At 49.6% G+C, this 24989-nt stretch carries 29 protein-coding genes; 14 read left to right on the forward strand and 15 right to left on the reverse strand.

Going from position 1 to position 24989, the window contains the following annotated elements; translation table 11 throughout:
• Positions 1 to 2: 2 nt before the first annotated feature.
• Genes flgC through HGT1_RS05175 form a run of 8 tightly spaced genes read left to right on the forward strand, consistent with a single transcriptional unit; the run spans position 3 to position 4172 of the window.
• Positions 3 to 395 carry a flagellar basal body rod protein FlgC gene (flgC, locus tag HGT1_RS05140; protein ID WP_176248852.1) on the forward strand — a complete coding sequence of 131 codons (393 nt, stop codon included), beginning with the start codon at positions 3 to 5 and terminating at the stop codon, positions 393 to 395.
• Between the two features lie 23 nt (positions 396 to 418).
• Positions 419 to 700 (forward strand): flagellar hook-basal body complex protein FliE, encoded by a 282-nt coding sequence (gene fliE, locus HGT1_RS05145; protein WP_176248853.1) that lies wholly within the window; start codon positions 419 to 421, stop codon positions 698 to 700.
• Positions 700 to 969 carry a flagellar biosynthetic protein FliQ gene (locus tag HGT1_RS05150; protein ID WP_176248854.1) on the forward strand — a complete coding sequence of 90 codons (270 nt, stop codon included), beginning with the start codon at positions 700 to 702 and terminating at the stop codon, positions 967 to 969. Before fliE ends, HGT1_RS05150 begins: the two co-directional genes overlap by 1 nt.
• The gene (locus HGT1_RS05155) at positions 970 to 1683 is read left to right on the forward strand and encodes a flagellar hook-basal body complex protein (protein ID WP_176248855.1); all 714 of its coding nucleotides are present in this window, start codon (positions 970 to 972) and stop codon (positions 1681 to 1683) included.
• A gap of 28 nt (positions 1684 to 1711) precedes the next feature.
• A complete protein-coding gene (flgG, locus tag HGT1_RS05160; protein WP_176248856.1) occupies positions 1712 to 2497 on the forward strand; it encodes a flagellar basal-body rod protein FlgG in 786 nt (261 codons plus the stop codon).
• Entirely contained in the window at positions 2494 to 2916 is a 423-nt protein-coding gene (flgA, locus tag HGT1_RS05165; RefSeq protein ID WP_176248857.1) for a flagellar basal body P-ring formation chaperone FlgA, read from the forward strand. Before flgG ends, flgA begins: the two co-directional genes overlap by 4 nt.
• A 9-nt stretch (positions 2917 to 2925) precedes the next feature.
• On the forward strand, positions 2926 to 3654 hold the full coding sequence (gene flgH, locus HGT1_RS05170; protein ID WP_176248858.1) for a flagellar basal body L-ring protein FlgH: 729 nt from the start codon (positions 2926 to 2928) through the stop codon (positions 3652 to 3654).
• 11 nt (positions 3655 to 3665) lie between these two features.
• Positions 3666 to 4172 carry a flagellar basal body-associated protein FliL gene (locus HGT1_RS05175; RefSeq protein ID WP_176248859.1) on the forward strand — a complete coding sequence of 169 codons (507 nt, stop codon included), beginning with the start codon at positions 3666 to 3668 and terminating at the stop codon, positions 4170 to 4172.
• 4 nt (positions 4173 to 4176) lie between these two features.
• Here HGT1_RS05175 and HGT1_RS05180 read toward each other — a convergent pair whose 3' ends face one another.
• The 9 genes from HGT1_RS05180 to fliL form a co-directional block, all read right to left on the reverse strand.
• A complete protein-coding gene (locus HGT1_RS05180) occupies positions 4177 to 4599 on the reverse strand; it encodes a hypothetical protein (RefSeq protein ID WP_176248860.1) in 423 nt (140 codons plus the stop codon).
• Positions 4596 to 5681 (reverse strand): flagellar type III secretion system protein FlhB, encoded by a 1086-nt coding sequence (flhB, locus tag HGT1_RS05185; protein WP_176248861.1) that lies wholly within the window; start codon positions 5679 to 5681, stop codon positions 4596 to 4598. The genes HGT1_RS05180 and flhB overlap by 4 nt, the downstream gene beginning before the upstream one ends.
• The gene (locus HGT1_RS05190) at positions 5678 to 6451 is read right to left on the reverse strand and encodes a flagellar biosynthetic protein FliR (RefSeq protein WP_176248862.1); all 774 of its coding nucleotides are present in this window, start codon (positions 6449 to 6451) and stop codon (positions 5678 to 5680) included. The genes flhB and HGT1_RS05190 overlap by 4 nt, the downstream gene beginning before the upstream one ends.
• Positions 6448 to 8481 (reverse strand): flagellar biosynthesis protein FlhA, encoded by a 2034-nt coding sequence (gene flhA, locus HGT1_RS05195; RefSeq protein WP_176248863.1) that lies wholly within the window; start codon positions 8479 to 8481, stop codon positions 6448 to 6450. Before flhA ends, HGT1_RS05190 begins: the two co-directional genes overlap by 4 nt.
• A 191-nt stretch (positions 8482 to 8672) precedes the next feature.
• Complete coding sequence (locus tag HGT1_RS05200; protein ID WP_176248864.1) at positions 8673 to 10553, reverse strand: hypothetical protein; 1881 nt, start codon at positions 10551 to 10553, stop codon at positions 8673 to 8675.
• Positions 10550 to 11419: a flagellar motor stator protein MotA gene (motA, locus tag HGT1_RS05205; protein WP_176248865.1), complete on the reverse strand. Its 870-nt coding sequence runs from the start codon at positions 11417 to 11419 to the stop codon at positions 10550 to 10552. The genes HGT1_RS05200 and motA overlap by 4 nt, the downstream gene beginning before the upstream one ends.
• A gap of 55 nt (positions 11420 to 11474) precedes the next feature.
• Entirely contained in the window at positions 11475 to 12086 is a 612-nt protein-coding gene (locus tag HGT1_RS05210) for a MotE family protein (protein ID WP_176248866.1), read from the reverse strand.
• Positions 12083 to 12478, reverse strand: coding sequence for a hypothetical protein (locus HGT1_RS05215; protein WP_176248867.1), 396 nt, complete (start codon positions 12476 to 12478; stop codon positions 12083 to 12085). The genes HGT1_RS05210 and HGT1_RS05215 overlap by 4 nt, the downstream gene beginning before the upstream one ends.
• A gap of 9 nt (positions 12479 to 12487) precedes the next feature.
• Positions 12488 to 12976 carry a flagellar basal body-associated protein FliL gene (gene fliL, locus HGT1_RS05220; protein WP_176248868.1) on the reverse strand — a complete coding sequence of 163 codons (489 nt, stop codon included), beginning with the start codon at positions 12974 to 12976 and terminating at the stop codon, positions 12488 to 12490.
• 118 nt (positions 12977 to 13094) lie between these two features.
• Between fliL and fliF the strand changes: the two genes are divergently transcribed.
• From fliF to HGT1_RS05245, 5 genes are all read left to right on the forward strand, one after another.
• On the forward strand, positions 13095 to 14738 hold the full coding sequence (gene fliF / locus HGT1_RS05225; protein ID WP_176248869.1) for a flagellar basal-body MS-ring/collar protein FliF: 1644 nt from the start codon (positions 13095 to 13097) through the stop codon (positions 14736 to 14738).
• Entirely contained in the window at positions 14735 to 15325 is a 591-nt protein-coding gene (locus HGT1_RS05230; RefSeq protein WP_176248870.1) for a hypothetical protein, read from the forward strand. The genes fliF and HGT1_RS05230 overlap by 4 nt, the downstream gene beginning before the upstream one ends.
• Positions 15322 to 15615 carry a FliM/FliN family flagellar motor switch protein gene (locus HGT1_RS05235; RefSeq protein WP_176248871.1) on the forward strand — a complete coding sequence of 98 codons (294 nt, stop codon included), beginning with the start codon at positions 15322 to 15324 and terminating at the stop codon, positions 15613 to 15615. Before HGT1_RS05230 ends, HGT1_RS05235 begins: the two co-directional genes overlap by 4 nt.
• The gene (gene fliP, locus HGT1_RS05240; RefSeq protein ID WP_176248872.1) at positions 15612 to 16352 is read left to right on the forward strand and encodes a flagellar type III secretion system pore protein FliP; all 741 of its coding nucleotides are present in this window, start codon (positions 15612 to 15614) and stop codon (positions 16350 to 16352) included. The genes HGT1_RS05235 and fliP overlap by 4 nt, the downstream gene beginning before the upstream one ends.
• Positions 16353 to 16635: 283 nt before the next feature.
• Entirely contained in the window at positions 16636 to 17310 is a 675-nt protein-coding gene (locus tag HGT1_RS05245; protein WP_176248873.1) for a hypothetical protein, read from the forward strand.
• Here the strand turns inward: HGT1_RS05245 and HGT1_RS05250 are convergent.
• The 6 genes from HGT1_RS05250 to HGT1_RS05275 all read right to left on the reverse strand — a co-directional run bounded on the left by HGT1_RS05250 (position 17307) and on the right by HGT1_RS05275 (position 24148).
• Positions 17307 to 18410 carry a flagellar basal body P-ring protein FlgI gene (locus HGT1_RS05250; RefSeq protein ID WP_176248874.1) on the reverse strand — a complete coding sequence of 368 codons (1104 nt, stop codon included), beginning with the start codon at positions 18408 to 18410 and terminating at the stop codon, positions 17307 to 17309. The two genes, HGT1_RS05245 and HGT1_RS05250, sit on opposite strands and share 4 nt — an antisense overlap.
• The gene (locus HGT1_RS05255; protein WP_176248875.1) at positions 18407 to 19411 is read right to left on the reverse strand and encodes a flagellin; all 1005 of its coding nucleotides are present in this window, start codon (positions 19409 to 19411) and stop codon (positions 18407 to 18409) included. Before HGT1_RS05255 ends, HGT1_RS05250 begins: the two co-directional genes overlap by 4 nt.
• Before the next feature lie 2 nt (positions 19412 to 19413).
• Entirely contained in the window at positions 19414 to 20868 is a 1455-nt protein-coding gene (gene flgK / locus HGT1_RS05260) for a flagellar hook-associated protein FlgK (RefSeq protein WP_176248876.1), read from the reverse strand.
• Positions 20869 to 20911: 43 nt separating this feature from the next.
• Positions 20912 to 22210 (reverse strand): flagellar hook protein FlgE, encoded by a 1299-nt coding sequence (locus tag HGT1_RS05265; RefSeq protein ID WP_176248877.1) that lies wholly within the window; start codon positions 22208 to 22210, stop codon positions 20912 to 20914.
• A gap of 101 nt (positions 22211 to 22311) precedes the next feature.
• On the reverse strand, positions 22312 to 23151 hold the full coding sequence (locus tag HGT1_RS05270; protein WP_176248878.1) for a flagellar motor protein MotB: 840 nt from the start codon (positions 23149 to 23151) through the stop codon (positions 22312 to 22314).
• Between the two features lie 97 nt (positions 23152 to 23248).
• Positions 23249 to 24148 (reverse strand): rhodanese-related sulfurtransferase, encoded by a 900-nt coding sequence (locus HGT1_RS05275; RefSeq protein ID WP_176248879.1) that lies wholly within the window; start codon positions 24146 to 24148, stop codon positions 23249 to 23251.
• A 104-nt stretch (positions 24149 to 24252) separates the two neighbouring features.
• Between HGT1_RS05275 and pncA the strand changes: the two genes are divergently transcribed.
• A complete protein-coding gene (gene pncA, locus HGT1_RS05280) occupies positions 24253 to 24855 on the forward strand; it encodes a bifunctional nicotinamidase/pyrazinamidase (protein WP_176248880.1) in 603 nt (200 codons plus the stop codon).
• Positions 24856 to 24989: the final 134 nt, after the last annotated feature.

The following is a 24989-nucleotide window of genomic DNA, read 5'->3' on the forward strand; positions in this document are numbered from 1 at the left end:
GGATGAGCGATTTTGCCAAATCACTGGAGGTTTCTTCGAGCGGATTGCGCGCGCAAGCGAACCGGCTGCGCCATCTGTCCGAGAATATCTCAAATGTGGATACGCCAGGTTACAGAAGGAAATTGGTTTCTTTTGAAACCGCTTTCGTCTCTGACGATATGCCAGCAACAGTCAAAACCAGCCCTGTTCGACTGGATCAGAGCGAGCTGGAGACAGTCTATGACCCGTCTCACCCGCTCGCGAGCGAAGCGGGGGAGTATCAGGGCTCCAATGTGAATCTTCTAATTGAGCTCGCCGACGCGAAAGAGGCGCAGCGAAGTTATGAAGCAAATCTGAAAATGTTCGAACAAACGCGAAAGATGTCAGCTGGCCTGATGGATCTGTTGCGACGCTAATCTGAAATCAAAGGAGATCCAGAATGGATATCAAAGCAATTTCTGCGGCTCAGAAGTATTCTGCTGCGAAACCGGCTGTCCTCGCTGAGGAAACTGCCACATCTTTTTTTCGGGACGCGGCATCGGATTTTGCGCAGGTTCTTGTGAAAAGCGAGACGGTGGCCAAAGAGTCAATGATTGGTGACGCTGATCCGCATGCGCTGGTTCAAGCGCTTGCTCAAACGGAACTGGTCGTGGAAACCGCAGTCGCGGTGCGCAACAAGGTCGTAGAGGCATATCAGGAAATTCTAAGGATGCCTGTCTAGTGCTGGACGAGGCCGTTTTCTATGACACGATGCGCCAAGGCCTTTGGGTCGCCTTAACCATCTCGGTCCCCATCTTGACGGTTGCGTTGATAACGGGCGTCGCGATCGGGTTAGTTCAGGCGCTGACCTCTATTCAAGAAATGACATTGACGTTTGTGCCGAAGCTCGCCGCGATTGGCGCGGTGTTTTGGGTCTCGATGAGCTTCATGACAGAAACACTTGTTTCATTCTTTCATGACCGCATCATCCCGCTGATCGTCGGAGGATAAATGGACAATTCTAGCTATACCATTCTGACACGGCAATCCGGGCTTGCGCGGGAGTTGCAGGTCGTTGCCAATAACATTGCGAACTCAGCCACTACGGGTTTTCGATCTGAAGGGATGATCTTTTCCGAGTACGTCCAAGGTGTTGAGCACGGCCAGTCATTATCCATGGGTATGGGCAACGTGCATAATACGGACTTTGCCCAAGGTGCGTTGACCCAAACGGGCGGCAGTTTTGATTTTGGAATTGAAGGTGACGGATATTTCCTGATCGAAACACCTTTGGGCGAACGGTTGACGAGGGCAGGAGCCTTTGCCGCGAATGCAGAAGGTGAACTGGTTACAAACGACGGATTTCGCGTTTTGGATGCCGGAGGTGCCCCAATATTTGTGCCGGCTGATGCGGGCCCGCTTTCGGTATCTTCAGACGGGACTTTTAGCGTTGGCGGGGCACCTATCGCCAGATTGGGTATCGTCCAGCCCAATGCCCCGCTGGATATGGTTCGCGAAGACGGGGTGATGTTTCGCGCGGATGCGGGGTTTGAGCAAGCCCAAGATGCGCGCGTCGTTCACGGCTTCACCGAAGGTTCCAACGTCAATGCGGTGGGGCAACTTTCACGAATGATCGAAGTCCAACGCGCCTATGAGTTGGGTCAAAGTTTTCTTGAGAGTGAAGATGAGAGAATGCGGACAGCGTTAAAATCACTTTCTCAATAGTTTTATCTACAGATATTGGAGCAGCGATATGCGTGCCTTGAAAATTGCGGCCACCGGGATGAGCGCCCAGCAAATGCGCGTCGAAACCATTTCGAACAACCTCGCGAATATGAGTACAACCGGATATAATGCGCGTCGGGCAGAATTTTCTGATCTGCATTATCAGCAACTTGCGCGGGCAGGGTCAATCAACGCGTCAGACGGAACGGTGCTGCCGACCGGCGTGCAGCTTGGTCTTGGGGTTCGACCGGCCGCAGTTTCAATGCAACTGGCACAAGGTGCGTTGTCCGTGACAGGTGGCGATCTGGATATTGCTATCGAAGGTAAGGGTTATTTTGAGGTCACCCTTCCGTCTGGCCAGGCGGCATTTACGCGCGATGGCGGGCTAAAGCGGACTGGCGAGGGTTTGATCGTGACATCTGACGGTTTTCCGGTCGCACCGGAAATCGTCATTCCAGAGGATGCCCGCAGCATATCGGTTAATGCCGATGGTGAAGTCTTTGCCTATTTTGACAGAACGACTGGCGGTCAGCTTTTGGGACAATTTACCTTGACCGGCTTTAGCAACGTGAAGGGGCTGGAGGCATTGGGAGGCAACTTGTTCGTTGAAACCGAAGCTTCCGGACCTGCTCTTTCTTCGACGCCTGGACTGAATGGTTTGGGAACATTGCGACAAGGTTACCTCGAGGATAGCTCGGTCGATGCGGTCAGGGAGATAACTGAACTGATTGAAGCGCAGCGTGGCTATGAAATGAATGCAAAAGTCATTTCTGCAGCGGACCAGATGATGGGCGCAACGACGCAAATCCGATGATCAGTCTGGCCCGGTTTTCATTGCCCTTGATTTTTGCGTCACCCCTTATGGCCGACATCGTGGTGCCGACCCGAACCATCCGGGCAGATGCTGTCATTCTTGAGAATGATGTAACGCTAAGCGGTGGCCAGGACGCCGATGTGTTTGATCAGTTAAACCAGGTGATAGGTCAGGAAGCCCGCGTTGTGCTCTATGCCGGCCGGCCAATCCGGTTTGACGAAATTGGACCGCCCGCGATAGTTTATAGAAATCAAATCGTTAGCGCTTATTTTGAGAGCGCCGGAGTGCGTATCGCAACTGAGGTGCGTGCGTTGGAGAGGGGTGGAACAGGCGACATTATCCGGGTTATGAACCTGGCCTCACGCGCTACAATTTTTGGTCAGATTGTACCTGACGGATCAATTCAGATTAAGAACTGAGAACGGAATATGAAGAAGTTCATTTTACTTGTTGTGACAGCGTTTTTTTTGACGGCCTGCGCTCGGATAGATCATATGGGAAGTACGCCAACCTTTAGTGAGGCACTTCAAGGTCCCGAACACAGCGCAATGGTTTATGATGCCTTGCCTCTGCACCTTGAACCGGACCGTTTAGTCGATCAAGCGTCGCTTTGGTCCGGTGGGCGGAATTCGCTTCTAGGCGATCGTCGGGCAATGCAGCGCGGAGATATCATGACTGTTGTCATTGAAATCAACGAAAATGCCGAAATTTCAAATCAAAGTGACCGCTCCAGGACGGGGTCGGAAACGCTTTCTGTGCCGGGTCTGTTCGGTATCCCGCAGCGGTTGGACGAAAAATTACCGGAAGGCGCGAGTTCTGTGGATCTGGTTGGCTTGAGCTCGAACAGCGCGGCTTCGGGTGACGGGTCCGTTAAAAGAAAGGAAAAACTGACGCTCCGAGTCGCGGCTACGGTGATTGATGTTCTTCCGAATGGGGTTCTTTCGATCATCGGGACGCAAGAGCTGCGGGTAAATTTCGAACTTCGAGAACTTCTGGTGACAGGCTTTGTTCGACCTGAAGATGTGTCGCGGCAAAACGAAATTACGTATGACAAGATCGCATCCGCGCGCGTGTCCTACGGTGGACGTGGGCAGATAAGCGACATGCAGCAACCAAGACTGGGCCAGCAAATCCTAGACGCCGTCATTCCATTCTAGAAAGGTCCAAGATGAAAAAAATTTTACCGATTATTTTCCTGATCATATCGGCTGCAATCGGGGTTGCTGCGGGCAAGTTTTTAAGGCCCGAGCATGTGCCAGAGGTTGCGGAAACATCAGAAGAGGAGGGACAAGATGATCATACGCAGCATTTGAACCCGCCAAACCAGACGCCCAGAGACCCGAATGAAGTGGTTGATTATGTTAAGCTAAATAACCAATTTGTCGTGCCGATCGTAGAAGAGGAGCGGGTTGCATCACTCATTGTGCTTTCATTAAGCATTGAAACACCGGATGGCAGGCAGGAAGAAATTCTGCGCAAAGAACCAAAACTACGTGATTCCTTCCTGCAGGTGCTTTTTACGCATGCTAATTTGGGCGGTTTCGATGGTGAGTTCACAAGAGCGGATAAGCTAAATAGCTTGAGGCGCTTGCTTCTTGAGGTTGCCCAACGTGATGTTGGAAAAGACGCGGCCTATGATGTTTTGATACTCGAGATCGCACGCCAAGACTATTAGGGCGCTACTTTCGATTAACAAATGAAGTCAGAGCAATAACCTGGGCCAAGGTTCTCTCCTTGAGTTCCCTTGCCTTGATATGGTGCCGCTCCCTGTTACTGTCCTGAATTGCCAAAAGCCTTCCAAAGGCCTCGCGGATTTGCCCAATCTTTCGTTCCTTTGTCGAAAGAACCTGTGCAAGTTCGATATTCAGGTGTGTCTTCTTTCGCGACACCCAGGCCTGCCACGCGACATCAGCCCCAACAGACCGCATTTTGAACTCTGCATTGTTCACTTCACAGCTCTCGCGATAGTGGCGGTCAAGGTCAGATATCTCCGTCCGTAATTGGGCTTCTCGAAGAAGGGTCTTTTGAAATTCCTCTTGTTGTTTTTCGTATTTAAGTTCAAAAATCCTCTCTATTTCCCGTAATTCCTTTCCTCCCTTCATGCCTTACCTCGTGCCTTGAGGCGCATAGCTTCTGCGAAACGAACAGCTGCTGCTACTGCAGAAAAATGATCGGGTGTGATCATTTCGCCGATATCCGTTGTCGCGTAAAGCGCCCGAGCCGTGGGTGGGTCACTGTGGATTGGGACATTCGCTTCGGTGGCCACCAAACGTATTGCCTTGGCAATTTCATCGACGCCTTTGGCAACGCAGACTGGTGCCTCACCGGGAAGTCTGCTCCATGTTAGTGCAATAGCGTAATGCGTTGGGTTAACTATCACTACGTCTGCCCCGGGGATATCAGACATCATTTTTCTTTTTGAAATCGTCAAAGCCCGTTGGCGGCGTTCTTGCTTGAGTTGCGGGTCCCCCTCGGAGTTTTTCTGTTCATCCTGGACTTCCTTCCGGGACATCATGTTTTTCCGACGGTGTTCAGAATGCTGCCAGACAGCATCCGCAAAGCCGATCCCAGCGGAAACGAGAATGGCAATGAACAAAAAATCCAAGCCAATTTGAACCATAAAAGAAATAGTGGTTTGGTAGCCGGCATGCAGAATTGAGATGATCTCGTCCAGACGGGACGAAATAAACATTGATAGGATCGTAGCGTAAATGAGGAGCTTCAAAAAGCTTTTTGAAAACTCAAAAAGTCCACCTCGGCCAAACTTGTTTTTGGCATTCGATATAATCGAAATGCGAGACAGTTTAGGGGCAAGTTTAGAAGGGGCAAAAACGAGTGCCCGCTGCGCAAATACAGCCGCCAAGACGCATGCCGCAGGTACGGCAAAAATGGGAAGTGTTGCTAGGAAAATAACCTTTAAAAGTCCACCAGTCGTATTGAAGGAAGAGCCACCAAAGAAGAGCGGAACAAGGCTAGGAGCCTGATCTAGCAGAGAAACCAGCGCCGCAGTCAATTTGTCAACTGAACGTTGCCCCAGAAAACTAAATGCAACGAATAGCCCTGCATATGCAGATGCGGTGAACAGATCCACCGACTTTGGAACATCACCCTTTTTCCGCGCGTCAGAGAGTTTCTGCTCGGTCGCTTCAAAGGATTTATCTTGATCGCCGTCTTCGCCACTCATTGCTGACCCTGAAAAGGGTTTGTTAAAAATAAGTTGAACGCATCCAACCAGGTTTGAAGCAAGACCGGTGTCGCAATGTACAGCATGAACAAACCCCCTGCAGTAATGAGCGGTGCGCCGACGAACGCGACCATCAATTGAGGCATCGCTTTGTTTATCGCGCCAAGAGCAAGGTTGTAGATTAAGGATAGCACGACGAATGGGGCGGAAAGCGAGAAGGCTAGCGAGAATGCCATGCTGACCCGATGGACACCCCACATGGAAAGATCAGCGGCGTTGGGATAGGTTCCTCCGGGAAGAAACTGATATGAGAATATTAACAATTGAGCTGCTTTGACGTGAAGCCCGGCTGTGACTGCCAAAGCAAATGCAGCAAAAACAAATATATACCCCATTGCCGGGACCGGCTCTGCTGCGGCCCCACCCAAGATTTGCGACAGGGATGTTGATTGTGCCGCTATCGATCCTGCGGTTTGAAGGGCATGAATGAACAGTCGCATGCCAATGCCAAGCAAAAGGCCATTCACCGTCTCTGCTAACGCATAGCCAAAATAAGAGTCGATCCGCGTCGGTTGGGCCGCCGTCGCAACTGCAGGCGCGACGATTAACGTAAAAGAGAATATGATGAAAATCTTTACTCTAGCGGGTATTACGGTTTCCCCGAACGCGGGGAGAAGTGATACAAAGCCGCCAACTCGGAGGAAAACAATAAAGACGTGCCATGCGCCCTCTTCCAAAACACCATAAATCGATGCCGGTAATTCGTTCACGCTTTAACCACGCCAACAAGCGCAGGGCGGGCATCGAGCCCGATTTCTTCGAAGGATAGGACTGGATTTGAGATGCCACGTGACTGCATCACTGTCTTTAGAAATCTGCGCCTCTTGGTATTGGTTACGGCCGCAGCGAAAATTCCGTCGTCACTTGCCGCCGACAAGCATTTTGCTAATCCATCCGCAAGCTTATTAAAGACATCGGGGGGCAGGGCGATGTCCATATTTCTTTCCGATCCAATCTCGTATTCTTCAAACATATGCTCCCACTCCGGAGAGAGTTGGATAAGTGGCAATGTTCCATCTTCCCGTCGCAATTGCGCGACCAACTGAAAGCCGAGTTTTTGGCGTACATGTTCGCAGATTGCTTGCGTTTGTGAATTTGTTGCGCGTGCCTCCGCTATTGCCTCCAGGATCAGCGGTAAGTTTCGAACGGAAACCTGTTCATCCAAAAGTAGCCGCAAAATATTATGCAGGACATCGATCGGTACCTTGTCCGGAATTAGCTCATCCAAAAGCCGCCTGTTAGCCTCCGAGCGGGTGGGGTTGGAAAGACTGGTCATTTCAGAAAGAAGTCTGCGAAGGGATTTGAGCGTCAAAAGCCTACTGAAATTCCGCTTTACGATTTCCAGGAGGTGCGTCGCCAAAATCTCAGTAGGTGTAACGATGGTAATACCAGAAAGAGCCGCCTCTTCCTGATCGCGGCTGTTAATCCAGCGCGCTGGCGCACCGTACACAGGCTCATGGGTGTCTTTACCTGCTGGTAACCTAATTTTCTTGTCCGGCACCAAGGCAAGCACTTGCTCCGGATTGAGCTGTGAACGCGCCTGTTCTACTCCCTGTATTTTGATTACATAAGTTCCAATCGGAAGGCTTGACCGATCCGTGATCCTTATCTCCGGCAAGATGACTCCATAGGACGTCGCAATATGATTCCGCATATTGCTAATGCGAGCATCAAGCCCTGTGCCGGGGTCTAAGACCATATTGATCAAGTCAGGCGCGAACTCCACATGAATATCGTCTACTTCTAGAATATCGCCGATCTTGTCTAATTTTTTTTCAATTTGGTCATGGTCGTCGGTTGTCGACGTTGCCAGCAACCGTGTTTCATTCTTGTAGCTAAAGAATCCCAGTACCGATAGCAAAAATGCGCCGGCAATAAACGGTATGACGGGAAGGCCGGGAATCGCCGCAAAAAATAACATTAGAGCCGCAACTGTTCCTAATGCAGCTGGATATTTGCCGAGCTGGCTAAATATTGCAATATCTGTGGCACCTACGTTGCCTCCCCTTGCAAGCAATAAAGCTGACGCAACCGAAATAATGACTGCTGGAATTTGTGTTACTAAACCGTCACCAACGGTAAGTATCGCGTAAGTTTCAAAAGCTTTGCCGACAGGCATTTGGTGGACAACTGACCCCATTATCAAACCAGCAATTAAATTGAGCAACGTGATTAGAAGACCAGCAATCGCGTCACCTTTCACAAATTTGGAAGCGCCATCAAGAGATCCGTAAAAAGTTGTCTCTAATTGTTCTTTTTCTCGACGTATTCGCGCCTCCTCATGCGTAATTGCTCCGGCTGATAAATCACTATCTATCGCCATTTGCCTGCCTGGCATACCGTCTAATGCAAATCTCGCACCGACCTCGGCCATCCGTGTTGCGCCCTTATTTATAACCATAAAGTTCACAATCAAAAGAACCGTGAAAACTACCAATCCCAGGAACACAGATCCGCTCATAACGAATTTAGAAAATCCTTCGATTACATTTCCTGCAGCGCCGGTGCCAGTATGGCCATTGCCAATAATAAGTTTGGTTGATGAAACGTTCAGTGATAATCTCAACATCAGTGATGCGAGTAGTATTGTTGGAAAAGATGAGAAATCTAACGGACGGTCAATAAAGAGTGTCAACGAAAATATGAGGATTGCGAGCGCAAAGGAAGCGGCGAGGCCGATGTCGAGCACCCAAGGCGGCATTGGCAATACCATCATGATGATTATCGCCATTAAGCTCATAGAGAGAACGACCGTTGGGCTAAATCTGAAATTTGTCCAAATTGAAACTGCCACTAGTGTATCTCAATTTATTAAAGTTGGTATGAGTAAATTCTGAACATCATTTTCGTATAATTTGATTGCCGAAATATTAAAATAATAGAAACAGGAGCCAAAAAGTCTTGCAATCTACCGGAAGCTCGTGCACCGCTCTAATTTCCTAGAAGATGATCTAGCGAACTTTTGAAGTCGGCTCCAGCATCCAATACTTCCTTTGGTGTAGGAGGCTTCTGCCCAGTATTGCCTGCATTTATTTTCGATTTCGCAGCGCTCTCAGTTACCAGATATTTACTCGGCCGGGATGCAGGGATAGAAATTCCGTTCGCAGAAACGCCATATTTTATTTCGCCGTCGCGAAGCGGTGAAAAAAGTTTTCCCTGCCGAGAGGAAATCTCTTTGATAAGTTGGGCGTCCAGAACGCGGTTTAGCGCAGCACCAATCGACGTAGTAAATTCAATGAACTGAAGGTCGTTTGAACTTTCCGTCACCTTTCTGAAAAATATATTGGTCATATTTACAAAATTCTTCTGATTTGAGGCCACTCCGCTTCTCAATACATCAAATGCTGCGCTAAGGTCTTCGTCTTCAATAAGGCTATCAAAAGCAGCGGCGATCTCTTGTGGGCTATTTCCATCGGATAAATTGGGTGGGTCAGTTTCCTTGACGTTGAACGAAGCATCAAATTTTACTAAGTCACGCCGTGGTGTTATGTCACTGTCCCTGAAAGGTGGGTACATTTTTGAGTATTCGGAAATGCCATGGTTACGCCCTGGTTCTGGGTCAGAAGTCGATTTTTCTTGGACCGCGGATTTTCCTCCGGCGCTGCCATCTGGATTAGCGCTTTTATAGCCAGGGGAATCAGGGGCTGCTTGGTTTTTTAGCATTGCTTCTCGCCCCCCTAACCGAGTCTCTAATAATGGAAATAGTAATTTTCTTAGATGAGGCGGGAATTGAGAAGCTGATAGCAGGCTGGCTTTGACTTCACTCTCTACGGGGTACTCTTCGCGTGGCTGCTCTGCAGCTAACTTCCATATCTTTAGGTCTGTGAAGCAATCAAAAAGTTTCGCAAGTTGTTGTGTAGGGCGGGCATGGCCATATTCCAGAAGTTCACCGACCATCGTTAAAAATGAAATATCATCTGTATTTTCGTTTAGAATTTCCGTTAACTGTATTGCTTCTGCACCGAACCCGTTATGTAAGAGCCATAAGATATCAACAGTTTCAGAGCGCAAGAGGCCGGTTCTTGAACTCTTGGAAACTTCTGTAAAATCTCCGCTGATCATTCCAGCATTAAGTATACGAATAGATTTCGCCGCGTTACAATCAAACACAGCGTCAGGCACCTCCTTGTCGTCGACGTTTTGGGTCGACGCGGATACTGCGGCATTATTAAAACTTCCTAATTCGAGTTTTTGTCTAAATAGTTGCTTTGGTGATTTTGTGTATTTTTCATCATCTCCGTCAATGTCCGTTTCCCTTTCTAATATGTCTGTTGTGATAAGTTCGGAAAGGGAATGGGAAATGTTGAATCGGAACGCGGCGACGTCTTTCAGAGATTCTCTTGTTTTAAATGGATTAGAATCTGGTTTTGAGATTTGTAATTCTCTTTGGCTGAGATTTCGACTACCGGTGCCAGTTAGGCGGGTTAGGTTTCCTATAAGAATTGGTGTTTGAAGTGCGGTGCCAGGTGACGCGATATCTACAACGATCATTCCTTTGGCTGCAGAGAATAGAGACGCATTGCAGTCACAGGATGTATCAATTCTCACAGCGTTTCCAGACACACTAATCGACCGGATTCGAACTCGAGAGATTCTTCTGTAGACGTCTGAAATATCGAATGAATTATTGGCTCCTATGACTTTAATCTCAATTTGGCCGTCGGCATGGGTGGCCACCCAGCTGGAATCCGAGACAGAGTGAATTACAATTCGTGTAAAACCGTCGTGATCACCCGACGCAACAAACATTGGTTCAGCAGAGAGGAATGAACCAAAAAGACAGATCGATATGACTATAATGATTTGTTTCATGCGGCAACTTGTTTAATTTCTTTCAATACTTCTTCTAGCTCTGCAAAAGATGGGCGACAGTGTGAGGGAGTGTTCTGTCGTCCTACCTCAATGCAGATGTTCGTTGCGTGGTTATGTAAGTTCGCGACCAAAACTTCTTTTATTAACAAATAGAAATGGCCATCTTCCTTGGTAACATCAGCGACTTTGGCCGCAAATGGCCCGACGATTCCATATGCCAAAAACACACCTAGAAATGTACCGACTAGAGCGCCGCCAATAAGCCTGCCCAGTATTTCTGGTGGCTGGTCGATTGATGCCATAGTCTTAATGACGCCTAAAACGGCGGCAACAATGCCCAGCGCAGGAAGGCCATCGGCTACGGTTTGGAGCGCATGACTAGAGTGCATTGAGTGTTCGAGGTTTGCATCCATGCGCTTTTCCAAAACCTCTTCAACTTGATGGGGGTCGTCGTAGTTCATTGAAGCCGAACGCATCGTGTCGCAAATTAAAGCAATAGCCTCCTCATCGTTGAGGATTTTTGGATACTTTTGAAATAGTGAAGACTCCTTTGGTGCTTCAATGTGTGCTTCAATCTCAATGGGATTTTGGCGCGCAAGGCGAATGAGCTCGAAAAGTAGGCAGAGTAGATCCCGATAATCAACGTGCTTCCAACGAGTTCCTTTGAAAACCTTTCCAAGGTCTTTTAACGTATGTCTGATTGCCGGCAGATCGTTACTGATAAGGAAAGCGCCGACAGCAGCTCCGCCGATCATTGTGAATTCGAATGGTAATGACTTTAAGATTATCCCCATCTTGCCGCCAGCAGCAAGATACCCGCCAAAAACCATTACAAATATCGTAATTATCCCTATTATACCAATCATAGATCCACCAATATATGTATCAATTTAACATTAGCTTAGCGGCGTGCCGCTTTACCTAATTGAATCTGCCAGATTTTGCATTTCTACCGGCAAGCACAACACTTATTGAATAAGAGAATTCCGGTTTTAGGCCCGACATTATTTTAGCGGCTGCATCCGGACGCATTCGCGCAAGAAACCCTGCTGCAAAGTCCGGCATCATAGCCTCAAAAAGGGGGGCCGCATCCTTGGGTTTCATATTTTCATAGACAGCAGTCAGGCGGGCTAGGTCGTCTTCCGCGGCAGTGCTTGAGAGTGCCAGAGTTTCACGTAATTGTTGTTCGGCGTCTGCAATTTCGACTAGGCGCGCCTCGATTCTTGCAGTAGCTTCGTCTAGTTTTCTTTGACGGTCCTCCTGTAGTTTTTCACGTTCGGCCAACTGAACTGATCGTTCCTGCAATGTTTTCAACAGTCTATTCAGTCGCGTACGTTCATCAGGCAACGAACCGCTCGCCGTGTCGTCGCTGCTCGGCTTATTGATGGCTTGTTCGTGAGACTCGTTTACCTGGGCAAAAGCATCATTTGCATGGAGGCCGATGCGGATCGCCCCGGATATGAAAAAGACAATAGAAATTATAGTTAGGTACTTTATACTGCGTGGCCTGAAAGGTTGTATAATACGCTTCATGTTACTTCTTTCGATTTGGAGTAACGCATGAACATTGGTTTGCTTGGTGGTTTCTCTTGAGGCGCAGCAGTTGTTTTGGCATTTTCGGTTTGGTCTTCTTCCTCGGTCAACGGGATATCATGTAGGGACGCCATTCTAAGTTCCATTCTCCTAGAGCTTTGCTCAGCCTTTTCGGTTAGTTCAAGAAGGGTCTCCGCTGAACCTGCGGCAGTTGCTTGTGCGGATGAAAGTGCTTTAGTGAGGTCATCAACTCTCGAAGATAGGACGGCAACAGCTCCGCCAACACCTCGCTCCAAGCTGTTAAAGTGCTTCAGGCGTTGGCCAAGGATATAGCAATAGATAGCCGCAGCCATTGCGCCAGAAGCCAGTAATATGTCGGAAATTAATGCCATTTTTTCCCCTTAGGTTAGTACAAATTCCATTACTAGGAATTTGTTAACACGTTCTTCCCCTAGGATAATTTCAACGCGATGCAGCATTTGGGTTCTTAGGCGAATAAGAATTTCCGGGTCGTCAAAGTCTGTGACCCTAACGGCACGTAGGTAGGTATTCAGAACATCAGTGACGCGCGGCATCATCTTTTCAACATCGTCCCTGAATTTTGCTGGGACCTCCAATTGCGCGCGAAACCTAAGATGTTTGGATTTTGAAGGTCTGTGAAGTGAGATCACCAATGGATCGATAGGAATATATACAACATCATCAATTGGATGTGGCTGTTCCTCTACATTGATATCGGCCCCGCTGTTTTTCTCCGCGAGAATGATTTCGCTATAGCTGAGGAAAAAACCAGCACCCCCACTGATCAATCCGAGGAATAGGCTTAGGATTGGGAGAAGTTTTGACTTCTTTTTATCCACTTTTTCATCACTGGAATCATTGGTTTTCATACAGGCCCACTTTCTTGGTGAATGCTGTATAACTCTGATTGCACTAACTAAATGTTAATCCAGTTGCCTCATTTGTACTTTATGTTTCGAGCAGAATGTTCGACGAGATGGAGGCACTGTGCAGCAGATAGTAGACATTTGGATTAAGCTTACCTTTCGAAGAAGGATCTCAATCCTCATCGCGACAGTTTTGATGTTTTTTGGGATATTGTTGATGTCCAGGATCGTCACTTCGCCGAATATGGCGCTTTTATATTCGGGCTTGGACAGCAGTGCCGCAGGAGATGTTGTCCGCACTATCGAGCAGCAGGGCGTTGCTTTTGAAGTTCGGGGGGGGGCGATATTTGTCGATTCTACAGTGCGGGACGAACTCCGTTTAACGCTGGCCAGCGAGGGCTTACCTGCGAACGGAAGCCGTGGTTACGAACTTCTTGATAGTCTGACCGGTTTCGGCACCACGTCCCAGATGTTCGATGCAGCGTACTGGCGTGCCAAGGAGGGGGAGCTCGCGCGTACCATTGTTGCCAGCCCTCAAATTTCCCTGGCTAGGGTTCATATTGGCGGTACTGGCTCCAATCCTTTTCAAAGAAGCGTCACGCCGAAAGCCTCTGTGTCGCTGACACCCAGGGCAGGTGAGATATCGACCTCTCAGGCAAAGGCAGTCCGGTATCTTGTTTCATCGGCGGTTGCGGGCCTTTCACCTGAGGATGTTGCAGTGATTGATTCGAATGGCAGTCTGATTGGCTCAGGTGACGACCCTGAGCCCGGAATCCAAGGCGATGATAAGGCCGCCATGCTGAAAGATAAGGTTGAGCGCCTATTGGAAGCACGTGTAGGGCGTGGAAACGCGATAGTCGAAGTGAGCGTAGAGACTGTTACGGAGAGTGAATCTGTTCGTGAGCGGCGGTTTGATCCTGACGGACGCGTCGCGATCAGTACCGACACTGAAGAGCGGAGTAATAGTTCATCAGATGCTGGAAATGGGGCGGTAACAGTGGCGAGTAACTTGCCTGACAAGAACGCTTCGGAGGGCGGCGGGCGTTCATCATTGTCAAATTCAGAGACGCGAGAGCGGGTGAATTACGAGGTGTCTGAGACTGAAAGGGAAATTATTCGCATACCAGGTGCGGTCAAGCGCCTGACAGTCGCGGTGTTGGTGAACCAGGAAACGACAACTGATGCGAATGGTGAATCGACTTCCCAGACCCGAGGGGATGCAGAAATAGAGATTTTGAGGGAACTCGTGTCATCTGCAGTCGGTTATGACGAGGGTCGAGGTGATGTCATCACGATAAAGTCGATGGCGCTCAAGTCAGTGCCTCCAGTCGGCACGCAGGTAAGTTCTTCTCTCATCGACCGCCTTAATCTTGATTTGGTGTCCGCCATCCAAATGGTTGTTCTTGGCCTCGTTACAGTAATCTTGGGTCTCTTTGTTGTCCGCCCCTTACTATTGAAGCCTGTTCTGCCGATACGGTCAGAGGTAACACCTCCGTTACTCTCTCAAGAAGTCGAGGTCGGTATTCCCGACGACACTGGGCCACAATTTCCAAATGATTTCAGTCAGGCCCCTCCGATGTTCGAGATCCCTGGTTTGGCCGACCAGACTGGGACAAGTCCCGGGATCGGCTTGGGCCAACTGAGTAATTTTTCCCAATCTGATAGCCCAGTTGAACGCCTTCGGAGCATGATCGGGGATAAACAAGAAGAGACCATTGAAATCTTGCGAACCTGGCTTGAGGAAAAGGAGGAAAATGCTCAATGACACTCGCTCATCGGTACAATGAATTTCAAGAAGACCCGACCATAGAGGATTTGAATGCCCGCGAAGCTGAATCAGCAGAAGAAAGCCTGCGGGCATTTGAGAATGGTTACCAAGCAGGCTGGCAAGATGCGGCGAGCGCACATGATACAGAGCAAGAAAGACTGTTGTCTGAATTAGTGCAGTGTTTTCAGGTCATACAGTTTACGTATCAAGACGCCAGAAATAAATTAATATCAGATCTGCGTCCAATTGCTAAAGAATTTCTGGAAAAGATTTTCCCAGGTGTCTCGCGGGCATCGCTTCGCGCGAACTTGTCGGAAAATATTGGTGATATTGTTTCGAAATCGACGCGGGAAACTATTGAAATAAGTGCATCACCTAATAGTGTAAAAGAAATTCAAGATCTGTTAAAGGATACGAAAAATATCCCCATTATCCTGACTGAAAATACAGGTCTGGCTCCTATGCAGGTTTCTGTCAAAGTAAGCCAATCCGAGAAATTTATAGATATCAATGACATCTGCGATCAAGTCTTGAGATCGTTGGAAGCCTTCTCTCAACAATCAGACTCTGGGGATTATCAATGAGTAGTGCAAATCTTACAGCGCAAACTGCAGCTGACCCGTCCAACGCATTCACGTCCGTACCAATCGAGATTTTGGTTTGTGTCGGAAAAGCAAGGCCGCTCATTCGAGACTTGGTGTCACTTGGTGAAAATGCAGTTTTGGGATTGGATCGTAGGGTTGATGATCCCGTGGAATTATATGTTGGCGAAAAATTAATTGCACGAGGAATATTAGAAGAGTTGGAGTGTGACGGAGTGGATCAGCTATCTGTTCGCCTGACAGAAGTGATAGACATGCAATCAATGCTATGAAACTGCGCCCATCAATATTTTTCTTGATAGGCGTAGTGGTGACGACATTTCACCCGGCGGCTGCAGATGCGCAAGATATGGCGTTCTCGCTTTCTGAAAATGGTGCGATATCAGCTAAAACAATACAGTTATTTCTCCTGCTGACTGTACTTAGTCTAGCTCCCGGCATTGCAATTATGGTAACTTGCTTTCCATTTTTAGTAACAGTTCTTTCAATTCTTCGGCAGGGGATAGGTTTACAGCAGTCGCCGCCAAACATGGTGATCGTAAGTCTGGCTATGTTCTTAACCTACTTCATCATGGAGCCAGTCTTCCTAGCAGCATGGGTGGGCGGCATCCAGCCATTGGTCGCAGAAGAAATAAGTATAGAAACGGCATTTATAAATTCCATTCAGCCATTTAGAGAATTTATGATATCCAGAATAGATGAAGAAACGTTCACGGATTTGTCTGAATTGCGGGGTGCCAATTCAATTCATGGATTGGATGGCCAGGCACCGCTATCCATTCTCGTTCCCAGCTTTATGCTATCCGAAATCACTCATGCGTTTCAGATTGGATTTCTGATTTATTTGCCTTTTCTCATTATTGATTTAGTAGTCGCCGCAATTTTAATGTCGATGGGTATGATGATGGTCCCACCTTCCGTTGTGTCCTTGCCTTTTAAGCTTGCGTTTTTTGTTGTTGCCGATGGATGGAGCTTGATTTCAGGAAGTTTGATTCGCAGCTATTTTTAAATTATTTTGAGGTTTGTGACCATCATTGGACCAATTTCCAAGGTGGCGCGACCACTTTTCAGATGTGTAGTCGTATCAGGAGATAAACTACCTTTCGGGAGGACGTGACACCCGAAAGGACTCTTCCAATGGGTATAGGTTCAGAATGAGTTTCTTATTTTGGCGTGTTATTTTTGGCTCAACTTCCGGGGGTGTTTAAATTATTTATGGATATCGACCTAGGGCGGAGCGTCATTAATTTTTACTGTAATTTTTTTGATTGTTCAATAGTAAGGGCGCGAAGGTGGATATGGGAAAAGACCCCTGTGACTGTGGCCCGCGTGCGGCCTTGGAGAAAAGATTTAATAACTTCCTTCAAAGAGCAATTGTTAGGCTTGATATTTTGATTGTTCCATTTTTTCTTGATTCTAAAGAGATAATTATATACCTTGTTGTCTGTTTTATCTCGCTTCCCTCTCTCCTAGCCCTTGGTTTCTTCCTAAAGAGTGGAGAGAAGTTATTAAGCGCGGGATTCAGATCGCACTCCAAGCGCGAGTTCAGGAAAGTCGCCGCTCGAGTCAATTTGGGATACTTTTTGGTAGGGGGTGGTTTGGCGATGATCCCATTAGCCCTGGGAAAGATTTGTGCGCCGCTTTTGGGAGAGGAACAGCACTTGTTCTCCATCTGTTTGGCGCTTTGTGTTGGGTCGCACTATGGGGTGAGTTTGTTCGGTGCAAGCGAGCTGATAAATAAGGTTACCGGCAGACGAAAAGAGACAATATATATTAGTAGTGCATTTGCGCTCTGTTTTCTTACCTATTGCCTTTTAAGCGTGGAGCTTGGCTTGCGAGAGTTCGCGACGGGTTTGGCTGCGATGCATTTGGGAAAGGCTTTTCTTTCCGCGGTGATTGTTGCTCTTAGATTTGGGATTTGGCCTGGTCCGACCGCCATCTTATTCGGGAGGATCAGATTAAGTTAACGCACTATGAACTCAGCATGCAGGGCTCCTGCGGCTTTAATACTTTTCAGTATGTCGATCATATCCATTGGCGAAACACCTAATGCATTAAGGCCAGCGATCACTTCAGAGAGTGATGTGCTGCTTGGAACGTCAGCTAGTCCGATGCCGGGCTCTTCTTGAATATCTGCTCGGGTGCGGGGAACAACGAGTGTTTCGCCTTCTGCAAACGGATTAGGCTGAACGACGATCGGGTCGTCTTGTATTCTTACGGTCAGGTTCCCCTGTGATACGGCGACCCGTGAAATTCTGACGTCTTCCCCCATAACGATAGTTCCCGAGCGTTGATCAACGACCACTCTTGCTTTGCGTTCGGGCTCTACTTTAATATTTTCAATGCGTCCAAGTGCGTGTGCGACGGACCCCATCTTGGTTTCTCCGATACTCAGTTGTACAGTTCCACTATCCAACATGACTGCGACACGGGTGCCAAAACTCTTGTTTATAGCCGCTTCAATCCTGCTTGCAGTTGTGAAATCTGCTTCTCGAAGCGCGATCCGTAGATTCATCAAACTCGCGAGTTGAAATTCGATTTCTCGCTCCACCCGTGCGCCTGAAGGGATAACGCCCGAAGTCGGAACGCCTTGTGTTACCTGCCCAGCATCACCTTGCGCCACTACGCCGCCGGCGATTATTGTTCCTTGGGCGACTGCGTAAATCTCTCCATCAGCTGCGTTCAATGGAGTCATGACCAAGGTCCCGCCCATCAGGCTTTTGGCATCACCAATTGCTGATACGGTGACGTCGATTTGATTGCCGGTTCTTGCAAAAGCAGGCAATGTTGACGTCACAAATACTGCAGCGACATTCTTGGGCCTGAACTGTTCACCTGTAACATTGACACCCAACCGTTCCAAAATATTGGTCATGATATCTTCGGTAAAAGGCGCATTCCGAAGCCCATCGCCCGTGCCATTCAGCCCAACTACCAGACCATAGCCAACCAAGTCGTTGTCACGTACGCCGTCAAAGTTAACAAGGTCTTTGATCCTGACGGGCCCTGATAACGCAGGGCTAGACAATGCAAATGCGGCAATCAGCGCGATTAAAAAATGTTTCATAGAAAGTTTGCAAGGGATAGTTGAGACATTCTTACGGTAACGGCATAGATGCTTTGGAGTTGAAATTGCACATCCTCAAGCTTTGTCGCGGCCTCGTATGGATCGATTTGCAGTAAAGCCGATTTTTCATATTCCATCGCGGTCATTTCAGTTGCATTCCGTGTGGCTGTTCCATCGATCTGCGCTTCAAAAAAACCTACTCTCGCTCTTAAGGATGTAATTGAATCTCGGGCCCCCAAAAGGGATGTGCCTGCCTGAGTAAAAATCTCTGCTTTTTGCTGTTCATCCAGGGCAAACGCTGGATCATCAGCAATGGCGGCCAAGCTCGCGAAAAGGAGCATTTTCTTGAAGTTGGGATCAGTTGCGCGGATGTCAAAAGAGATTTCTTCTGTATCGGAAATGCGCAGTGCCGAAAGACTTGATGCCCCCCCGCGATAGAATGCAGCATCATATCCAGCCGGATCGTCAAACCATGCGTCGGCCGCTGCGATGATATCGTTAGGAGAGGTCGCTCCGGTTAATGCAGTCTTAAGCTCAGAAAGAAGTACATCTGAAGATTCCGTCGGCGATCGGTCAGTTGCGGTTCCGCCGAATATGCTTCTTCCCGCTGACCTGGTGTTAAGCACGCCCACCAAAATATCGACTGCGGTCCTAGCTTCCGCCGATGTGTCGCCAGATGTCGCCCCGACGGCAGAGCCACCACTGACAATCAAACTATTCGCAAGCTTTTCGCCGACATCTTGAAAGCGGCCAAGTGTTGTTTGAATACTTGTTGCAAAGATACTCGCCTCTGCCGTGACGACCTTATAGCCGCTCAGAACTTCGAGGTTTCGTTCAACTTCCGTCAAGTAGCTGTAATTTCCTTTGAGCGCTTGGCGCACGTCGGCGACTTGGCCCGTGGAGAGCTCTTGTGTAAGGCGTGTCATCTCTTGTTTGAGTTCAGCATTTCGATGGCGCAGCACGAAAGACTGGGCGAGATCCCCAATTGAAGTTAAGCTCACTGTTATATCCTCAGCAGGGTTTGCATTAACTCGTCAACGGTCTGGATGACGCGGGCATTCGCTGCAAAAGCTTGCTCTACCAACAACAGCTTTTGCAGCTCTTGATCGCTGTCTACCCCGTCACCAAGCAGGCGTTCCGTCAGTTCGCTCACTTGGGCTGCGCTGAAGCTAAGGCTGTTTTCAGCTTCGTTTCGTTTCGCGCCAAAATGCGAGGTCAGAGTGGTGGTCAGGTCAATGGCTGAATATGATCCGCCGCTAAACATACCGCTTGCGGCAGGCCGCCCGTCCTTCAGTGCATCCATCAATCGGTTTAAGAGCGTCCCATCCCCGACGTCCCCGGGTGCGGCGGCGGAAATCCCGTCCCTAAGCCGCCAGGGCTCGCCGCCTTTTTGGGGGTCTACAGCCGTGTTAACCGCTATTCGTTGCGCGATACCGATTTCGTCAGCAGGGTCAAAAGCGGCGTTTTCGTCAGTGAACAAGCCAGGGTCATTCACGCCAAGGGTTGTATCGATCGCGGGGTCTTGAAAGCGAACAATCAAATCGCGGGCCAAGGCATCAAGCTGTGTTTGAGCATTGACTGCAATGTCATCGCGTATCGCAAATTGCGCTGCAATCGATCCGCCTGACAAACCGCCATGATCTGATTTGGTGGTAACTGGGTACCCGTTAACGGTAATCCCGGAAAGGGCTCCGTTTTCCTTGGTAAGATAAGGGGTGATTGTGTTGGATCTTTGAAAACCAACTTGTGCGGCTGAACCATCAAGCAGGACAACACCGCCTGTCGAATATAGGGCAACTTGTCCATTATCGCGAGGTATCGTGCGAACTGGCACAAGAGTGCTTATCTCGTCGATCAACACCTGCCTTTGATCAAGCAATGCGTGGTTCAGGTTGCCTTGAACCTGTGACTTTGTGATTTGCGTATTCAGTGCCTTAACTTGCACCAATGCGGAGTTGAGCCGGTCAACTTGGGTTCCAATCGTGCGGTCGGCGTCACTTCGTGCATCCTGCAAGGTATTAGACGCTTTTACAAAACTATTGGCCAAATTCCGCGCTGATGCGACAGCTGTCGAAAGTCTTTCTGGCGCGTCGGGTCGGCTGGCTGCTGTCAGCAAATCCGTCTCGAGGGTTGCAAGTTGTGCAGTGAGCGATGATGGCTCGTCAGGTGCGCCGATCATATTCTCGATTGTTGAATAGAGACTGTGGATGACAGACGCATTTGCATTGCCGGCTTCCGCCAATCTTTTGTCTTGGATTAGGCTTTCGTTTACCTGCCGACTGATCCCATCAACCTTTACGCCGCCGCTGGACGATGTCGCGTTTGATGACAAATCAAGAACCCGCAGGCCATATCCTGGCGTTAGCACATTTGAAAGGTTGGCTGCGATGACCTCTGATCCGCGCCCGGCGGCTTGAAGGCCTTGCATTGCGTTCGATAAAGCTCCGGTAATACTCATGAGACCCTCGCATTCAATTTACTGGGGCGTTGACCGTTAGGTATCAACGTTTGATATTCGTGGTTTCCTGAAGCATCTCATCAACCGTCTGGATGACTTTCGCGCTTGAAGAATAGGCGCGCTGTGTGCGGATCATCGTGGTCAATTCAGTTGCCACGTCGGTTGTGGATTCTTCACGCGCATAGCTTTTGATGTCGCCCGTCGGCCCGTCCCCGGCATTCCAAAGGAAATATGCGCCGCTCTCAGGAGAGATTTCGTAAGTCTGAGCATCCACAGAAACCAGCCCTTCGGCGTTCGGGAGGTCGACCAACGGAACCTGATAGATTGTTTTGCGCAAGCCGTTGTCGTAGATCGCGTTAACATATCCATTCGCGTCTACTTCAACTGCGGCCATGTTCCCGACAGGCGACCCGTCTTTGCTAAGCGCGATCGGGGCAAAGCTGTCGGACAGTTGGGAAAGACCAAAGGAACTGTTGACGGCACCGATGTTGAATTCGATCGGGCCGCTGGCAGCGTTGATGATCATCTCGCCAGTGACGGGATCATAGGCACCACCTGAGACTGTGGTCACAGACGCAATCGTCCCCCCCGCCTGGCGACTGTCATCGAAGGTAATGATGTATTCGCCGACGACAGCATTGTCTTGAGCAGAATCCGCCAATGTCGCGGTCCACTCGTTGGAACTGCCGGTCGCGGGCACGGTCGGCGTGAATTCCATCGTTATACTTTTCGACGTGCCAAGGTTGTCGAAATATTCGATCGAAAGTACCTGAGCTTCGCCGGACGCGCCCGCGGTTGTCGATGTCGCAGGCAAGTTCAGGCTCATATCGACCTTGGTCGTTGGATCACCGCTCAGGTTGAGGGCAAACTGTATCGGGCGCAGGCCGTCATTCGTATCGCGCGGGAAATTTGGCATGGTGCCATCTTGATTGGCGGGCCAGCCAAGCAATAACAGGCCACTTTCTGTTGTCAGCAAACCGTCTGCATCCAATCGGAACGAACCCGTTGTGGAAAGCATCATTTCATTGGCGGTTTCATTGGCCTCAAAACCACTTTTGGTGGTGACAGGCAAAAATCCACGTCCGCGCACAGCAAGATCGGTAGAGTTCGAGGTGCTGATCAAAGCGCCGCTTTCGCTGATCAACCGTTGAGAAGAGGCCCGAACGCCGCCAGCAGTATAGCCGCTGACCCCGTCACTTAGCACCAGTGAATTGAAGTCGGTTACGACGCGCTTATAGCCATATGTGGAGGAGTTTGCGATGTTATCCGAAACCGCTGCCAATCGGGTTGCGTTTGCTTGAAGTCCCGCAACCCCTGCATTGAGCGAAGATGAAATAGTCATGCGCTAGCCTTTTTGCTGTTCCAATCGAAGTTGGATCAACACATAGGCCCCTCAGGCTTAACACCCGACTAACAGATAAAATGCGCCATAGTTTGCAGCTATTATTCCCGCAAAAAGATGACCTCAAGGCGATTGTTCCGGACATCCATCTTGTTCACTGTTTCAGGTTTTCTATCCGCATAACCCGTGACTTTTTGCACTCTTTCCCGATTATTCAGATATTTCTCAAGCAAGAGCCGCCCACGGGTCGCGCGTTGGGATGAAAGATCCCAAACAGGGTTTTTGATCGCTACAATTGGGTTGGAACGGACATGCGCCGTCACTGCTATGTCATTTTTGACGATTTTGGCCGCATCCGCGATGACGTACATGAGCGTGTCAAGAAGCTCCGAAGGGGTATCCGTGCCGGGCGCAAACAGCGCCGTTTCTTCATCATCGAAGAGTTCGATCACCATTCCCTCGTTGGTCACTTTTGTGACCACGTGGCGCTTTAGCTCGTCCATCACCATGGATTCACCACCGCGCCCCATCAACGCGGCATCAACAACCTTGAACAGTTCATTGATACCTTCAGCATCTGGTCCGTCGCTGCCATTCCCCGCGCCGGTGCCTTCCTGACCTTCTGTCGGTTGGTCAGGCGTCGTGGCACCGGTGCCATTTTTTGGCAAGGTCATTTCCGAGAAAATACTGTCGCCCGAAAACGCCCCATTGCCACCACCCGATACCCGCATAATCGGAATCGTGGGGGAAAAGTAATCCGCAAGCCCCTTGCGTTGTTGTTCTGTTGTCGCATTCAGCAGCCACATCAACATAAAAAAGGCCATCATCGCGGTCACAAAATCCGCGTAAGCGACTTTCCAGGCACCGCCATGGTGCCCGCCGCCTTTGATAATCTTCTTACGTTTAATGATGACTGGTGCCGCATTTGCCTGCGCCGCCATTCTCACCACCCTTATTCACCCGAAGTCAGGTGTAGCGGTGCAGGTGTTACGGCCAGCTTAACATCTTCAATTTTCAGTACTTGCCGCGCGAAGCAGGTCAGCTCAGGTGGTCTTCACCCCGGCTGCGTGCCAGCGCGATCTGATGCTGGCGCTCGCGAAAGCGGGCTTTATCTGCATCGGATGTCTCATCAACGCATTGGTGGCAGCTGACGCCAGCCTCATAGCCTTCGCGCGATGTGTCTTGCGGCAATATTGGCCGGCGACACCCGTGGCACAGCATATGCGGGCCTTCCTTCAGCCCGTGGCCGACGCTCACACGATTGTCAAAGACGAAACATTCACCCTGCCAGTTGCTGTCTTCCTGCGGTACTTCTTCGAGGTATTTCAGAATGCCGCCCTTAAGGTGAAACACGTCCTCAACCCCTTGCCCGACAAGGTAATTCGTTGATTTTTCGCAGCGAATACCACCCGTGCAGAACATCGCGATCTTTTTGTTGTGGAACCGGTGCTTGTTTTCCTGCCACCAGGCCGGGAACTCGCCAAAGCTTTTGGTCTGGGGATCAATGGCACCATCAAAGGTCCCGATGGATACCTCATAGTCATTGCGGGTATCGATCACAGCCACATCGTCGCGGTTGATCAGCTCGTTCCAGTCGGACGCTTCGACATAGTGGCCAACCCGCGCGGTCGGGTCGACATCGGGCTGCCCCATCGTGACGATCTCACGTTTGAGCCGGACCTTGATTTTTCCGAAAGGCGGGGATTTTGCGGTGCTTTCCTTCCGCTCTAACGCGCTGCAACCGGGCAGTTTCTTGATGTGGGCAATAACAGCATCTATGCCGGCGCGCGGGCCTGCGATGGTGCCATTGATCCCTTCGCCAGCAACGAGCAAAGTGCCTTTGACGTCCTGCGCCTCGCACAGCGCCTTTAGCGGTGCGCGCAAGCCATCAGGATCGCTGAATCGGGTGAAGTGGTAGAGAGCGGCAATAATATACATGCGCGCTCAGATACGCCCCCTATGCGCATCAGGCAAGAGGGTGGTTTCACCGCTGACCTGATCGCGAAGTTGTGGTATCGCGGCACAAACAAGGAGACAGCAGCATGACCAGAGCATTGATCGTGATCGACGTGCAAAACGACTTTTGCCCGGGCGGCGCGTTGGAGGTTCCCCAAGGCGATGAAATCATCGCCCAGATTAACGATCTGATGAAGGATTTTGATGCGGTCATTCTGACCCAAGACTGGCATCCTGCGCGCCACTCGTCATTTGCGTCTTCGCATTCCGCAAAGGGTCCGTATGAAGTGATCGAAATGCCCTACGGCCCACAGGTTCTGTGGCCGGATCATTGCATTCAAGGCACGTCCGGGGCCGAATTCCATCATGATCTGAATAAGGTGCCCGCCGATCTGATTATCCGCAAAGGCTTTGACCCCGCAATTGACAGCTATTCGGCATTTTTTGAAAACGACCGCACAACGCCAACCGGTCTTGAGGGGTATTTGCGAACCCGTGGCATAACCGAGCTGGTATTGGTCGGGCTCGCCTTGGATTTCTGCGTCAATTACTCGGCGGTTGATGCTGCAAAGCTTGGGTTCAAAACCGAAGTCAGACAAGATCTGTGCCGTGCCATTGATCTGAACGGGTCGCTACAATCAGCAATCGACGCAATGACGACTGCGGGTGTTATTCTGACCCGGGTTTAGGTTTCGCAGCGCGCAGCAATTGGAACAGACCGGATATTATCGCCCCGTTGATCGGAATGCTTGCAACTATACCATAGGTTTATATTAAACTCAGCGGCAATTCCCTTGCCCCGTCAATCGGGATGGGCCACAAA

Origin of the sequence: Sulfitobacter sp. HGT1 (genome assembly GCF_013282155.1) — a bacterium.
Classification (GTDB): domain Bacteria; phylum Pseudomonadota; class Alphaproteobacteria; order Rhodobacterales; family Rhodobacteraceae; genus Sulfitobacter.

Bases quoted from the DNA above. Each gene is read 5' to 3' on its own strand.
- flgC (WP_176248852.1), top strand. From the start codon at position 3: ATGAGCGATTTTGCCAAATCACTGGAGGTTTCTTCGAGCGGATTGCGC.
- fliE (WP_176248853.1), top strand. From the start codon at position 419: ATGGATATCAAAGCAATTTCTGCGGCTCAGAAGTATTCTGCTGCGAAA.
- HGT1_RS05155 (WP_176248855.1), top strand. From the start codon at position 970: ATGGACAATTCTAGCTATACCATTCTGACACGGCAATCCGGGCTTGCG.
- flgG (WP_176248856.1), top strand. From the start codon at position 1,712: ATGCGTGCCTTGAAAATTGCGGCCACCGGGATGAGCGCCCAGCAAATG.
- flgA (WP_176248857.1), top strand. From the start codon at position 2,494: ATGATCAGTCTGGCCCGGTTTTCATTGCCCTTGATTTTTGCGTCACCC.
- flgH (WP_176248858.1), top strand. From the start codon at position 2,926: ATGAAGAAGTTCATTTTACTTGTTGTGACAGCGTTTTTTTTGACGGCC.
- HGT1_RS05175 (WP_176248859.1), top strand. From the start codon at position 3,666: ATGAAAAAAATTTTACCGATTATTTTCCTGATCATATCGGCTGCAATC.
- HGT1_RS05180 (WP_176248860.1), bottom strand. From the start codon at position 4,599: ATGAAGGGAGGAAAGGAATTACGGGAAATAGAGAGGATTTTTGAACTT.
- flhB (WP_176248861.1), bottom strand. From the start codon at position 5,681: ATGAGTGGCGAAGACGGCGATCAAGATAAATCCTTTGAAGCGACCGAG.
- flhA (WP_176248863.1), bottom strand. From the start codon at position 8,481: ATGAGCTTAATGGCGATAATCATCATGATGGTATTGCCAATGCCGCCT.
- HGT1_RS05200 (WP_176248864.1), bottom strand. From the start codon at position 10,553: ATGAAACAAATCATTATAGTCATATCGATCTGTCTTTTTGGTTCATTC.
- motA (WP_176248865.1), bottom strand. From the start codon at position 11,419: ATGATTGGTATAATAGGGATAATTACGATATTTGTAATGGTTTTTGGC.
- HGT1_RS05210 (WP_176248866.1), bottom strand. From the start codon at position 12,086: ATGAAGCGTATTATACAACCTTTCAGGCCACGCAGTATAAAGTACCTA.
- HGT1_RS05215 (WP_176248867.1), bottom strand. From the start codon at position 12,478: ATGGCATTAATTTCCGACATATTACTGGCTTCTGGCGCAATGGCTGCG.
- fliL (WP_176248868.1), bottom strand. From the start codon at position 12,976: ATGAAAACCAATGATTCCAGTGATGAAAAAGTGGATAAAAAGAAGTCA.
- HGT1_RS05230 (WP_176248870.1), top strand. From the start codon at position 14,735: ATGACACTCGCTCATCGGTACAATGAATTTCAAGAAGACCCGACCATA.
- HGT1_RS05235 (WP_176248871.1), top strand. From the start codon at position 15,322: ATGAGTAGTGCAAATCTTACAGCGCAAACTGCAGCTGACCCGTCCAAC.
- fliP (WP_176248872.1), top strand. From the start codon at position 15,612: ATGAAACTGCGCCCATCAATATTTTTCTTGATAGGCGTAGTGGTGACG.
- HGT1_RS05250 (WP_176248874.1), bottom strand. From the start codon at position 18,410: ATGAAACATTTTTTAATCGCGCTGATTGCCGCATTTGCATTGTCTAGC.
- flgK (WP_176248876.1), bottom strand. From the start codon at position 20,868: ATGAGTATTACCGGAGCTTTATCGAACGCAATGCAAGGCCTTCAAGCC.
- HGT1_RS05265 (WP_176248877.1), bottom strand. From the start codon at position 22,210: ATGACTATTTCATCTTCGCTCAATGCAGGGGTTGCGGGACTTCAAGCA.
- HGT1_RS05270 (WP_176248878.1), bottom strand. From the start codon at position 23,151: ATGGCGGCGCAGGCAAATGCGGCACCAGTCATCATTAAACGTAAGAAG.
- HGT1_RS05275 (WP_176248879.1), bottom strand. From the start codon at position 24,148: ATGTATATTATTGCCGCTCTCTACCACTTCACCCGATTCAGCGATCCT.
- pncA (WP_176248880.1), top strand. From the start codon at position 24,253: ATGACCAGAGCATTGATCGTGATCGACGTGCAAAACGACTTTTGCCCG.